The sequence below is a fragment of the Tenacibaculum sp. genome (assembly GCF_050290165.1).
In the GTDB taxonomy this organism is placed as follows: domain Bacteria; phylum Bacteroidota; class Bacteroidia; order Flavobacteriales; family Flavobacteriaceae; genus Polaribacter.
The window spans coordinates 450,494-462,889 of sequence record NZ_JBNKHD010000002.1 but is presented as its reverse complement, the minus strand read 5'-3'; the positions used below and the strand labels follow the sequence as shown (position 1 = coordinate 462,889).

Annotated in this window: 13 protein-coding genes; 9 read left to right on the top strand and 4 right to left on the bottom strand. The window is 32.7% G+C overall.

Annotated elements, in window-relative coordinates:
* Window positions 1-10: 10 nt before the first annotated feature.
* The gene (locus ACQY6M_RS04235) at window positions 11-1,654 is read right to left on the bottom strand and encodes an acyl-CoA carboxylase subunit beta (protein WP_428740558.1); all 1,644 of its coding nucleotides are present in this window, start codon (window positions 1,652-1,654) and stop codon (window positions 11-13) included.
* Window positions 1,655-1,712: 58 nt separating this feature from the next.
* The gene (locus ACQY6M_RS04230; protein WP_428740557.1) at window positions 1,713-3,191 is read right to left on the bottom strand and encodes a helix-turn-helix domain-containing protein; all 1,479 of its coding nucleotides are present in this window, start codon (window positions 3,189-3,191) and stop codon (window positions 1,713-1,715) included.
* Between the two features lie 149 nt (window positions 3,192-3,340).
* Here ACQY6M_RS04230 and aceB point away from each other — a divergent pair, with 149 nt between their 5' ends.
* From aceB to ACQY6M_RS04215, 3 genes are all read left to right on the top strand, one after another.
* A complete protein-coding gene (aceB, locus tag ACQY6M_RS04225; RefSeq protein WP_428740556.1) occupies window positions 3,341-4,936 on the top strand; it encodes a malate synthase A in 1,596 nt (531 codons plus the stop codon).
* A 172-nt stretch (window positions 4,937-5,108) separates the two neighbouring features.
* The gene (locus ACQY6M_RS04220) at window positions 5,109-6,740 is read left to right on the top strand and encodes an isocitrate lyase (RefSeq protein WP_428740555.1); all 1,632 of its coding nucleotides are present in this window, start codon (window positions 5,109-5,111) and stop codon (window positions 6,738-6,740) included.
* A 408-nt stretch (window positions 6,741-7,148) separates the two neighbouring features.
* Complete coding sequence (locus tag ACQY6M_RS04215) at window positions 7,149-8,441, top strand: phosphatidylserine decarboxylase (RefSeq protein ID WP_428740554.1); 1,293 nt, start codon at window positions 7,149-7,151, stop codon at window positions 8,439-8,441.
* 96 nt (window positions 8,442-8,537) lie between these two features.
* Here ACQY6M_RS04215 and ACQY6M_RS04210 read toward each other — a convergent pair whose 3' ends face one another.
* Together ACQY6M_RS04210 and ACQY6M_RS04205 are read right to left on the bottom strand one after the other, a co-directional pair.
* Window positions 8,538-8,915 (bottom strand): cupin domain-containing protein, encoded by a 378-nt coding sequence (locus tag ACQY6M_RS04210; RefSeq protein WP_428740553.1) that lies wholly within the window; start codon window positions 8,913-8,915, stop codon window positions 8,538-8,540.
* 10 nt (window positions 8,916-8,925) lie between these two features.
* The gene (locus ACQY6M_RS04205; protein WP_428740552.1) at window positions 8,926-9,894 is read right to left on the bottom strand and encodes a bifunctional helix-turn-helix transcriptional regulator/GNAT family N-acetyltransferase; all 969 of its coding nucleotides are present in this window, start codon (window positions 9,892-9,894) and stop codon (window positions 8,926-8,928) included.
* Between the two features lie 158 nt (window positions 9,895-10,052).
* Between ACQY6M_RS04205 and ACQY6M_RS04200 the strand changes: the two genes are divergently transcribed.
* The 6 genes from ACQY6M_RS04200 (at window position 10,053) to ACQY6M_RS04175 (ending at window position 12,396) form a co-directional block, all read left to right on the top strand.
* Window positions 10,053-10,403 (top strand): DoxX family protein, encoded by a 351-nt coding sequence (locus tag ACQY6M_RS04200; protein ID WP_428740551.1) that lies wholly within the window; start codon window positions 10,053-10,055, stop codon window positions 10,401-10,403.
* Entirely contained in the window at window positions 10,403-10,813 is a 411-nt protein-coding gene (locus ACQY6M_RS04195) for an OsmC family protein (RefSeq protein ID WP_428740550.1), read from the top strand. The genes ACQY6M_RS04200 and ACQY6M_RS04195 overlap by 1 nt, the downstream gene beginning before the upstream one ends.
* A complete protein-coding gene (locus tag ACQY6M_RS04190) occupies window positions 10,814-11,350 on the top strand; it encodes an NADPH-dependent FMN reductase (protein ID WP_428740549.1) in 537 nt (178 codons plus the stop codon). It begins immediately after the preceding gene.
* 10 nt (window positions 11,351-11,360) lie between these two features.
* On the top strand, window positions 11,361-11,792 hold the full coding sequence (locus ACQY6M_RS04185) for a (4Fe-4S)-binding protein (protein WP_428740548.1): 432 nt from the start codon (window positions 11,361-11,363) through the stop codon (window positions 11,790-11,792).
* 2 nt (window positions 11,793-11,794) lie between these two features.
* Window positions 11,795-12,076 (top strand): GNAT family N-acetyltransferase, encoded by a 282-nt coding sequence (locus ACQY6M_RS04180; protein ID WP_428740547.1) that lies wholly within the window; start codon window positions 11,795-11,797, stop codon window positions 12,074-12,076.
* A 71-nt stretch (window positions 12,077-12,147) separates the two neighbouring features.
* On the top strand, window positions 12,148-12,396 hold the full coding sequence (locus tag ACQY6M_RS04175; protein WP_428740546.1) for a glutaredoxin family protein: 249 nt from the start codon (window positions 12,148-12,150) through the stop codon (window positions 12,394-12,396).

The following is a 12,396-nucleotide window of genomic DNA, read 5'->3' as shown; positions in this document are numbered from 1 at the left end:
TTTTTACGTTTTACACTTGCAAAACCCCTAAATTAAATTGTTTTTCGATAGGGGCGTGGTTCGCAGCATCTATTCCCATAGAAATCCAAGTCCTAGTGTCTAATGGGTTGATAACTGCATCAGTCCAAATTCTTGCAGCGGCATAATAAGGAGATATTTGATTGTCGTATCTCGATTTTATTTTGTCGAATAATTCAGCTTCTTTTTCAGGAGTAATTTCTTCTCCTTTACTTTTTAAGGCAGCTGTTTCTATTTGTAGTAATACTTTAGCAGCTGAAGCACCACTCATTACTGCTAATTCTGCACTAGGCCATGCAACAATTAAACGAGGATCATAGGCCTTACCGCACATTGCGTAGTTTCCTGCTCCGTATGAGTTACCTATAATCACTGTAAATTTAGGAACTACAGAGTTACTCACTGCATTTACCATTTTAGCACCATCTTTAATAATACCGCTATGTTCTGATTTACTACCAACCATAAATCCGGTAACATCTTGTAAGAATACCAATGGAATTTTCTTTTGGTTACAGTTAGCAATGAATCGTGTAGCTTTATCTGCAGAGTCGTTATAAATCACTCCTCCAAATTGCATTTCGCTAGGTTTGGTTTTTGCTCCTTTTGATTTTACAATTTTACGTTGGTTAGCAACGATACCTACTGCCCATCCATCAATACGAGCATATCCCGTAATGATAGTTTGCCCATAGCCAGCTTTGTATTCTTCAAATTCAGAATTGTCTACCAAACGGTTGATGATTTCCATCATATCGTATTGCTCGTTACGAGCTTTTGGTAAAATACCGAAAATATCATCTTCATTTTCTTTTGGAGGAAATGCTTCTTTGCGGTTGAAACCTGCTTTGTCGTAATCTCCAATTTTATCCATTAAGTTTTTAATGGTGTCCAAAGCATCTTTATCATCTTTAGCTTTATAATCGGTAACTCCGGATACTTCGCAGTGTGTAGTAGCTCCACCTAAAGTTTCATTATCAATGTTTTCTCCAATAGCAGCTTTTACTAAATAACTACCCGCTAAGAAAATACTACCTGTTTTATCTACTATCAACGCTTCGTCGCTCATAATTGGCAAGTAAGCTCCACCTGCAACACAGCTTCCCATAACTGCAGCGATTTGGGTAATTCCCATACTGCTCATTACAGCATTGTTTCTAAAAATTCTTCCAAAGTGTTCTTTGTCAGGAAAAATCTCATCTTGCATAGGTAAGTATACTCCAGCAGAATCAACCAAGTAAATAATAGGTAGTTTATTTTCAATTGCTATTTCTTGAGCTCTTAAATTCTTTTTACCAGTGATAGGAAACCAAGCACCAGCTTTTACTGTTGCATCGTTAGCAACAACAATACATTGCTTACCACTTACATATCCCATTTTAACAACCACACCTCCAGAAGGACATCCGCCATGTTCTTTGTACATATCTTCACCTGCGAAAGCAGCTATTTCAATAGACTTTGATTTTTTGTCTAGTAAATAGTCAATACGCTCACGAGCAGTCATTTTTCCTTTTTCGTGGTGTTTTTCGATGCGTTTTTGTCCGCCTCCTAATTTTACTTTGGCTAGGCGTTGACGTAAATCTGATGCTAAAAGTTTATTGTGGTCTTCGTTTTTATTGAAGTTAAGATCCATGGTAAGTTATTTGTTTGCGAGTGCTAAAATAAGAAAATCAATGTATAAAACAAGGTGTTTAAGTATGTGATTGAATGATGTTTTCTACGATTTTTTCTATTTCGTTGTTTCTTGATTGTTTTAGTAGAACATAAGGCTCTGCTACTCGTTCCTTGCAGTTTTGAACAGCACAAGTTTCGCACGTAACACCTACTGTTTTTTTAGTAAAAGTATCTTCGTTAAAAAACTCTAGTTTTCGTTTTAAGTGAGGAGAAAGCAACATACCTATACTAACACTTCGGTTGATGTTTTCTTTAAAAGGATCTGCTGTAGCAGCAGATAATACCAAATATTCATTGTCTGAATTTTCATATGACGATATTTGAATTCCGTAAGCAGATTTCTTTTCTTTTGAAGCTTCTAAATCTTGGATTGTTTTTATTGCAATCCACCTTCTACAATAATGTTCGTTGTTACGATTTGCATGCGGAGATTGCTGTTGTGTTATATGTAATTCTTTTGAAAGTCTGAATAAAGGCGAGTTCTCTTTATGTGTGAAACGCAAAAAGAACAAATTTTTAATGTTGAAATGTTTGGGTAAAATGTTGGTTAATCGCTGATAGAAAGTTTCGTCTGAACAATTATAACTTCTGATAATTTTATGTAGCTGTAATGGTTGCCAAGTCTGTAAAGAAAACAGCTGTGTTAACTTTTTAACTAAATCATCTTTAGGGATAATCAATGCACCTGCAAAATAAGAGGCTATAAAGTTGTTCAGTACCTGATCGAAGCTTTCAAATTTTATCCAAGGAAAAGTATACAGGCGATTTTCAATTTCAAGGTAGTTATATGCTAGTTCTTTTGCATAAATGAATGTTTTTTGAGCTTCATTTATATCGTTATATAATAAAAGAGTCTTTGTTTTTGGAATAAAAATGTTTCTTAGTTCAGATAGCTTTTGATGTTGAGATAATTCTTCAGTATTAATAGTGTAACCATATTCTTCCACTAAAATATCTTCCAAATCTTTTGAATTGATTGGTTCGTCTAACTTTATATGGTAGGCTTTCGCAAATTCGATTACTTTACTCTCTATATCTTCAAAATAATTATTATGTGCTTCTTGATAAGAACGTAAAGCAGCCAAAAAAAAGCTTTCTCTTGTTAGGTTGTAATTTTGAGCTATTTTAATAATAGTACTGATAAACGCATTTACTTTAGCTGGAGCATTGGCAATAATATCAATTAAGTTATTTTCTTGAATACCAAATAAGTCTAAAGGGATTTCTTTTAAAATTTTCGATTGTAAAATTTCACCAATAGGAGCTAAATTTTTATCAAGTTTTAAGGATACTAAATGGTCATAAGGTACTTCTAGCTTCTCAGAAAGGATGACAATTTTATCAGTTTTTGGATACTTTTTACCTTTTTCAATTTCGTTTAAATACGATTTAGATAAACCAGTTAATTTGGCTAATCCAAAGAGTGATAGGTTTTTATCGGTGCGTATTTGTTTTAGTTTTAAACCAAAAACAAGTCTAATGTATTCTTCTTCCAAGATGTTTTATTAAAAGATTCGTAATTCAAAGGTATAAAAATTAGCGAATTAATAAAAATAAGTAAATTTTATATTTTTAGCGAACGTTCGCTTTTTTGTTTGAGTTCTTTTTTTTAATATTGAAATGTCAATCAAAAAAATAAAATAGTATGAATCAAGATGTTTTAGTTAAAGAAATTCAATGTATCGGTTTTGATGTAATTAAGTATAAAAGTGTTTTGACAGAAGAGGCCAAAACATTTTTGATACAGCTACATGAAAAATTCAACAATCAAAGGCTTCAATTATTAGAAGAAAGAGAAATAGAACAAGCTTATTTTGATGCAGGCAATCTTCCTTCTTTTCCTCAAGAAACAAAAGAAATAAGAGAAAGTGATTGGGTTTGTGCAGAATTACCTAGTGATTTATTAGACAGAAGAGTAGAAATTACGGGACCTGTTGAACGAAAAATGGTAATCAATGCATTGAATTCAGGAGCAAAAATGTTTATGGCAGATTTTGAAGATAGTAATGCGCCTACGATTCAGAATATATTGGATGGACAAGTAAATTTGAGAGATGCGGTTAACAAAACAATTTCATTTTACAATGCATCAAAAGATAAAACGTATCAGTTAAATGAGAAGGTAGCTACTTTATTAGTACGTCCAAGAGGATTGCATTTGAACGAAAAACATTTGTTGATTGACGGTGTGGAAATGTCGGGTTCATTAGTAGATTTTGGTTTGTACTTTTTTCATAATATTAAAAACTTATTTGCACAAGGAAGTGCTACTTATTTTTATTTGCCAAAATTAGAGCATTACAAAGAAGCTCGTTGGTGGAATGATGTTTTTGTGTTTGCACAAGATTATTTAAAGATACCTCAGAAAACAATCAAAGTTACTGTATTGATTGAAACGATTACAGCAAGTTTTCAGTTAGATGAAATTATTTATGAGTTAAGGAATCACATGGCAGGTTTAAACTGCGGACGTTGGGATTATATTTTTTCATACATCAAGAAGTTTAGAAACCATACTAACTTTTTTGTGCCAAATAGAGCACAGATTACTATGGAAACGCCATTTATGGAGGCATATTCCTTGCGTGTTATACAAACGTGTCATAAACGTAAAGTGCATGCAATAGGGGGGATGGCAGCTCAGATTCCTGTAAAAGATGATGAGATAGCAAATAAGTTGGCTTTTGATAAGGTGAGAAAAGGAAAAGAAAGAGAAGTGTTGAATGGACACGATGGAACTTGGGTAGCACATCCAGGATTGGTATCATTGGCGATGGAGATGTTCAATACACATATGAAAACCCCAAATCAGATAGATAAACTAAGAGAAGATATTCATATAAAAGAAGAGGCTTTGGTGCAACAACCTACTGGAACTATAACAGAAGAGGGAATTAGAGAAAATATCAATGTGGGTATTTTATACATAGAGTCATGGTTGATGGGACAAGGAGCAGCAGCATTGTATAATTTAATGGAAGATGCAGCAACCGCCGAAATTTCTAGAACGCAAGTATGGTTGTGGTTGCAAAAAAATGAATTGTTAGAAGATGGACGCACATTTACCACAGGTATGTATAATCAGTTTAAGAAAGAAGAAATTCAAAAAATTAAAAATCTTTTAGGAGTAGATAGATACGAGAACGGAAAGTTTGAAGAAGCAATACAATTGTTTGATAACTTGGTGTTATCATCTGAATTTGAAGAGTTTTTAACCCTATCAGCTTATCAATATTTTTAGAAGTCATCTAGGTGTAATCCTAGAAGATATTTGTAGAGAAAAACATTTTAAATTAAAGACTGAACTCGAAATATTTAAATCTCGATTATCAATAAAAAGCCCTTAAAAATGCGGCAACATTTAAAAGGGCGAGCTATCAATAAAAATTAATAACCTTATCAATTACAAAATTATGAAAAATTTAGCACACGCTAATTATAGTTCTGCTTTACAAACTGTACAAGAATTAAAGAAAAAGTTCGGATCTACTTGGGGAGCAATAGCTCCTGGAAACGCTGCTAGAATGGTAGCACAAAATCGTTTTAAAACAGGTTTGGATATTGCTAGATATACTGCTGTAATTATGCGAAAAGATATGGCAGATTATGATGCTGATGCTACCAATTATACGCAATCATTGGGATGCTGGCATGGGTTTGTAGCACAGCAAAAAATGATTGCTGTTAAAAAACATCACAAAACAACAAGTAAAAGATACTTATACCTTTCAGGTTGGATGGTTGCAGCGTTGCGTTCAGAATTTGGACCGTTACCAGACCAATCGATGCATGAAAAAACAGCAGTTCCAGCTTTAATAGAAGAAATTTATGATTTTTTACGTCAAGCAGATGCGGTTGAATTGAATGATTTGTTTAGAAGGTTAGAAAATGGAGAAGATGTACAAGATCAAATAGATAATTTTGAGACGCACATTGTACCTATCATAGCAGATATTGATGCTGGTTTTGGAAATGAAGAAGCGACTTATTTACTGGCTAAAAAAATGATTCAAGCAGGGGCTTGTGCTATTCAGATAGAAAACCAAGTATCAGATGCTAAACAATGTGGGCATCAAGATGGTAAAGTAACCGTACCTCATGAGGATTTTATAGCGAAGTTAAACGCGATTCGATATGCCTTTTTAGAATTGGGAGTAGAAGATGGAATTATTGTCGCAAGAACAGATTCAGAAGGAGCTGGTTTAACTCAGAAATTGCCTGTGAGCCAAGAATCAGGTGATTTAGCATCACAGTATTTAGCATTTGTAGAGGCAGAAGAAATCACGATTGATAAGGCTAAAGAAGATGATGTGTTGTTGAAACGTGATGGGAAATTAGTACGTCCTGTGCGTTTGGCTAATGGACTGTATAAGTTTAGAGATGGAACTAATATTGATAGAGTAGTGCTAGATTGTATTACCAGTCTGCAAAATGGAGCTGATTTATTATGGATTGAAACTCCAACACCTCATGTGGGACAAATCGCTCATATGGTAAATAGAGTAAGAGCGGTAGTTCCTAATGCAAAGTTAGTATACAATAATTCACCATCGTTTAATTGGACATTGAACTTCCGTAATCAGGTATATGATGAAATGGTTATACAAGGATACGATGTGTCTATGTATAATAGAGATAACTTAATGGATGCTGCCTATGACGGTTCTGAACTTTGCCAACGAGCAGATGATAAAATCCGTACTTTCCAGCTTGATGGAGCAAGAGAAGCAGGCATTTTTCACCACTTAATTACCTTACCAACATATCATACAACAGCGTTGCATATGAATGACTTAACAGAAGGATATTTTGGAGAAGAAGGAATGTTGGCGTATGTAAAAGGAGTGCAGCGACAGGAAATTAGAAAAGGAGTTTCGTGTGTAAAACACCAACGAATGGCTGGTTCTGATTTAGGAGATGATCACAAAACATTTTTTGCTGGAGAGAATGCTTTAAAAGCAGGAGGATCTAAAAATACATCCAATCAATTTGAAGCTTCTTCAAAAAATAATGAGATTGTAGAAGAAGTAGCTGAGGTGATTTAATATTATTAGTTTGTAAATTTCCCGTTTATGTTTGGTTTGTTTCAATTGTTTGTTGCATAGCGGGAATTTTACTTATGAATTTACATATTGTAAATTTTATTTTGAAGTTGAACTCCACTTGTAGAAGTGGAGTTTTTTAATAGAACTAATTAACTTCAACTACTATCTGTATTGTTTTTAATACTACTATAGGATACAGTTGACCTACTTTTTATTACTTGAATTATTGCTCTTGTGTTTAAAAATCAAATGCTTATGGCTTTTTTTCTGAGATTAATGAATTAATTTTTCAAATTAGAGTAATCTGATAACATAGTTAAAGAGCTATAATCAATTTTTATTTGTATGGGTGGTATCCGAAAAACCTCTAATAAAAAGAGTAGGAATTATTTAATAACTAAACTAATTATGGAAACAACAACTATTGAAACCCATAAAGCAGTTGTTGAACAACTGAAAAGTATTTTAGATGGTAATCCAGCAATGGCAAAAAGTCTTGGAGATTCGTTAAAAAAAGCGGTTGAATTATCAAAAAATGGAAGTCCTGATAAAACTATACCACCTTTAAATAAAGATCTTTACAAAGCAATTGATAAAGAATTTAAAGGAAAAGGATGGCCAGAAACCGTAGCTGCATATTATGATTATTTAGATCTTTATGTACAAATGATTCCAAATGAAAGTAGAGATCCAGAATATCCTAATGCTTGGACAAGTGATGGAACTAAAAATGGATACAATCAAAAAGTGTACGATTTACTTTGTCAATCCTATTGGTTGATAGATCAAGCAGATTCAGAAGGAAATACGATGCAGAGTTATCCTGAGTTTGCTGATTGGTTAGTAAGTTTTGCAAATGCTTGGGGAACTTTCTTAGATACTGAAGCTTCTTTAACAAAGGAAACGCTACAATCGTTTAAAGATGATAAAAATGCTCAAGGAGAAAGTGTTTATAATTTTCCTTTGTATTCAAAAAATGAAAGCAGTTGGAAAACGTTCAATCAATTTTTTTATAGAGAATTTAATCAAGCTGATCCTAAAACGGGAATTTCTCCTTTACGTCCTATAGCGGCTCCAGATGATAATACTATTATTGTTTCTCCTGCGGATTGTACTTTTAAAGCATATTATCCAATTGATAAAAAAGGGAATGTAGATAAAATTACGTTGAAAGGAACACATACTATTGGTAGTGTAGATGAGTTGTTAGAATATAGTAAGTATGGAGAAAATTTTTACGGCGGTACATTTATTCATTATTTTTTAAGTCCTTTTGATTATCATCGTTTTCATACACCAGTGAGTGGAAAAATTTTAGAGATTCTTCCAGTGCAAGGAAAAGTGTATTTGAATGTTGAAACAGCATCCGATGGACAATTTGATGCTCCTGATGGTGGTGAAAATGGATATGAGTTTTCACAAGCTAGAGGATTAGTAATTATGGATGCAGGACCTGAAGTAGGAAAAGTAGCTATTTTACCAATAGGAATGTGTCAAGTTTCTGGTGTAGATATGTATACTGAGTTAGAAGGACAAACCGTAGTAAAAGGTCAAGAGTTTGGTAAATTTAGATTTGGAGGTTCAGATATTATTATGTTATTTGAAAAACCACCTCATGAATTATATATGTTCCAAACAGACCCTTCGCATGTGCCAATTCATTTTCAATACGGACAAGCTTCGGTTTATTGGAATAAGTAATATTTTTTAAAGGAAGGGTAGTTGTTTAAAACAACTACCTTTTTTAAAATTATTATAATTTTAATGAATATTAAGGTATGTTTTTATATTGATACTTTAATACTTTTGATTATCAATAGACTTAGTGATGGAGGCTATTACATCTCCCGTGTGTTTTGTTGATTTAGTTTCAATCAACATAATTAAACAATCTTCAGTAGCGCTAACTCTATGATTTACACCTTTTGGGACAACAAATAGATCTCCAGTATTCATTATAAAACTAGGTTGGTTTTCAATTTCCATTAAAAGATTCCCATCAATAATATAAAATAACTCATCTTCGTTTTCATGATTATGCCAAGGAATGTTTTCTCCTTTAATCTTCGCTATTTTTACATATTGATCGTTAACCTCTGAAACTATTCTAGGAGAAAAATAGTTATCTAACTTAAGCGATTCTTTGTGTAGGTTAAGTATTTTAGTTTTGTCCATGGCTTTAGTATTATAAGGATTTTAGTTCCATCTTTATATTACATCTGATGTACGGACAGTTTTCTTCAACCGGAATTTCTATAAAACCATACTTTCTATAAATATAGATAGCGTTTTCTAGTTTAGTGTTTGAGTATAAAATAAGTTTATCAAAATTATGTTCTCGTGCATAATTAATACAATGCTGCATAAGGTGTTGACCAATTTTATGACCTCTATGACTAGGGGAAACAGCCATTTTTGTCAATTCATAAGTGTTTGATTCGTTTGATTCTCCCATTGGCATTAAGGCTACAGTACCTACAATTTCATCATTCATTTTAGCAAAGAAAATACGACCTCCTTTGTTAATAATATATTTGTCAGGATTACTTAGTACCTCCTTATCATAAGGTTCAACGTAAAAAAAGGTTTGTAACCATTCAATATTTAAATCGTAAAAATGAGAAGCATACTCATTTTTATAATCAATAATTTCAACTGATTGTTGTTGTTCTGGATTCATTTTTATATGTTCTATAATTGCTGTGCTAAATGATTTCTTTTGAAACTTTTCTTCTAGAATGTTCAAGTGTTCAATTAAAGAGTTTGAATTGGCACAGGTGTATTCTTTAATAGTTTCCTCAATGCTATTCCAAATGGGGGTTATTTTTTGAACTAGCTTTTTTCCTTTTTCAGAGAGATATATAATCTTCTTTCGTTTATCATCTTTATCTTCTTTTAATTCAATTAAACCTTTTTTTATCAGTTTGTTTATAGCTTGAGTAGTGGCAGGTTGTGTCGTCCTCAAACTAGCATTGATTTCGGTATTGGTAACACCGTCTTTATTTTTAATGATTTTAAAAGTAGGGAATAGGTAAGGGTCAAAATCTATATGAAAGGTGTCGTATACAATTTGTGTTTCCCTCATCATATATTCACTTACTCTTTTTAATCTTGAGCCCATTCCTATTTCTCCTATACCTTGTAAAGCGTCCATTTTTTCTTTTATGATTAAGTATTTATATAAGTGCTTATGCAAATCTATAAAATTAAATAATATGTCTACAAAATAATTTATATCCCTTGATAATATATTCCTTGGAATATATTTGATTGTTTTTTATATCTTTGTGCCAGAATTATAATTAAAAACAGATGAAACGAGACAAAATTATTTTTTATGTATCAACAGGATTGTTAACGCTAATGATGTTAATGTCGGCAGGAATGTACTTATTTAATCATGAAGCAATAGCAGGTATGTTTACGGCATTTGGGTATCCGACTTATATTATTTATCCGTATGCGATGGCTAAGATTTTAGGTTTAGTAGCACTTTGGTTTCTTAGAGGTAAATTTTTAAACGAATGGGCATATGCAGGCTTTTTCTTTGCTTTTATACTAGCATTTTTTGCGCATGTTATGATAAGTGACGGAGAACAAGTAGGTGCAGTAATAGCAATGGTTTTATTGATACTTTCTTATATTTATAAGAAAAAAATATAATGAGCAATAATCCATCTTCAAAAGTAGAGTTAACAAACCGTAATTACTTAGCAGAAGCTAAAATGAGAAATCATTTTGCTGTAATTGATGAACCTCTTGATAAAGGAGGAGACGATAACGGTCCCACACCAGTAGAATATTTATTAACAGCAATAGGAGGTTGTGTGTCTATCACCTTACGAATGTATGCTGAGCGTAAGGGTTGGAACTTAGGAAAAATTGCAGTAAATGTAACTCAGAAACAAGAGTTAACTCCAAATGGAATAAAAAAATCATTAATAGAAGAAATCTCTTTCGAAAAGGAAGTTACAGAAGAACAGCGAGCTAAATTGTTAGAAATAGCAGCTAAATGTCCGGTAGCTAAAATGGTGAAAGAAGCAACAGAGATTGATTCAAAAATAACATCTTAAATGAAAAAAATAATTGCCTTTGCAGGTAGTAATAGTAAAAGATCAATCAATAAAGAATTAGCGATTTATACTTCAGGATTATTAAACAATGTAGAAGTTGCCATATTAGATTTAAACGATTATCCATTGCCTATTTATGGAATTGATGAAGAAACAGAAAAAGGTATTCCAGAAAATGCAAAGAAATTTTTAAAAGAAATTCAAGAATCTGACGGTATTGTTTTATCACTGGCAGAACATAATGGGAACTTTACTGCAGCTTTTAAAAATATAGTAGATTGGATGTCACGTATCGAGCAAAAATTATGGAGTAATAAACCAATGTTATTGCTTTCTGCCTCTCCAGGGGGTAGAGGAGGAGCATCTTCTATGGCAATTGCTAAAAACGGTTTCCCACATATGGGAGCAAATTTAATATCTGATTTTTCTTTACCAAAATTTTATGATAACTTTAAAGGCGGAAGCCTTGTTAATGAAGAACTTAAAGAAGCTCATCAAAAAGCAGTAGAAGCTTTCGAAAATGCAGTTTCACTATAAAACAAAAGTTATGTCAGGCGATAAAGAAATCACAAAGAAATACAGTAATGATGATATTACGGTGGTTTGGCAACCTCACAAGTGTATTCATTCAAAAAAGTGCTGGAAAGGATTAATACAAGTATTCAATCCTCAAAATAAACCATGGATTAATATGAGCGGAGCAACTACTGAAAGAATAAAAAAACAGGTTGAAGAATGCCCTTCAGGAGCATTGTCTTATCTCTCAAAAGAAGCAGGTAATCAAGCGGCTGCACACACAGAAACAAAGGTTGAAGCTCTAGAGAATGGTCCTTTATTAATTTATGGAACCCTACATGTAACAACTTCTGATGGTAGAAAAGAAAAGAAGAGTAAAACAACTGCATTTTGTAGGTGTGGAGCTTCACAAAACAAACCTTACTGTGACGGAACTCATGTAGAAGTTGAATTTAAAGGATAATCATGCAAGTACAACAAGAAGATAATGGTAAAAAAGGAGTGTTTTATGTTGAAGTTGATGGGAAAAGGGAAGCTTTAATGACCTATACTTGGGCAGGAGAAAATAAAATAATTATTGATCATACAGAAGTAGGAGATCTTTTAAGAGGGAAACGAGTTGGATATAAATTGGTGGAAGCTTCGGTTGATTTTGCTAGAAAAAATGGAGTAAAAATACTTCCGCTATGTCCGTTTGCTAAAGCGGTATTCGATAGGACTTCGAGTTATAAAGATGTATTAGTTTAGCTTTCTAGGAACTTATTTTCCTTGGGAAGTAAATAGAGGTTTCGTATTTTTGTAGTTAAAAGGGGAGTAAAATGAAGATAGTTTTATACGGGAGGAAAGGACATGCACATACGGTAGCATATAAAAACTTTTTAAAATCAGCTGAAGTACCTTTTGAATATAAAGATGTTTCAGTAGATGAAGAAGCAAGAGAGCACAGTAAAAAATTGTACGAGGGAGAGGTGAAGTACCCTACGTTGTTTATTGATGATGAAGTGTATTTAACACCAACATCAGATACATTTAACAAATTAATGCAAGACATAAAATTAAGAGGGTAA

Excerpts from the sequence above, each read along its gene's own strand:
- ACQY6M_RS04180 (WP_428740547.1), top strand. The coding sequence starts at position 11,795 with ATGCAAGTACAACAAGAAGATAATGGTAAAAAAGGAGTGTTTTATGTT.
- ACQY6M_RS04185 (WP_428740548.1), top strand. The coding sequence starts at position 11,361 with ATGTCAGGCGATAAAGAAATCACAAAGAAATACAGTAATGATGATATT.
- ACQY6M_RS04220 (WP_428740555.1), top strand. The coding sequence starts at position 5,109 with ATGAAAAATTTAGCACACGCTAATTATAGTTCTGCTTTACAAACTGTA.
- ACQY6M_RS04200 (WP_428740551.1), top strand. The coding sequence starts at position 10,053 with ATGAAACGAGACAAAATTATTTTTTATGTATCAACAGGATTGTTAACG.
- ACQY6M_RS04215 (WP_428740554.1), top strand. The coding sequence starts at position 7,149 with ATGGAAACAACAACTATTGAAACCCATAAAGCAGTTGTTGAACAACTG.
- ACQY6M_RS04210 (WP_428740553.1), bottom strand. The coding sequence starts at position 8,915 with ATGGACAAAACTAAAATACTTAACCTACACAAAGAATCGCTTAAGTTA.
- ACQY6M_RS04205 (WP_428740552.1), bottom strand. The coding sequence starts at position 9,894 with ATGGACGCTTTACAAGGTATAGGAGAAATAGGAATGGGCTCAAGATTA.
- aceB (WP_428740556.1), top strand. The coding sequence starts at position 3,341 with ATGAATCAAGATGTTTTAGTTAAAGAAATTCAATGTATCGGTTTTGAT.
- ACQY6M_RS04190 (WP_428740549.1), top strand. The coding sequence starts at position 10,814 with ATGAAAAAAATAATTGCCTTTGCAGGTAGTAATAGTAAAAGATCAATC.
- ACQY6M_RS04235 (WP_428740558.1), bottom strand. The coding sequence starts at position 1,654 with ATGGATCTTAACTTCAATAAAAACGAAGACCACAATAAACTTTTAGCA.
- ACQY6M_RS04195 (WP_428740550.1), top strand. The coding sequence starts at position 10,403 with ATGAGCAATAATCCATCTTCAAAAGTAGAGTTAACAAACCGTAATTAC.
- ACQY6M_RS04175 (WP_428740546.1), top strand. The coding sequence starts at position 12,148 with ATGAAGATAGTTTTATACGGGAGGAAAGGACATGCACATACGGTAGCA.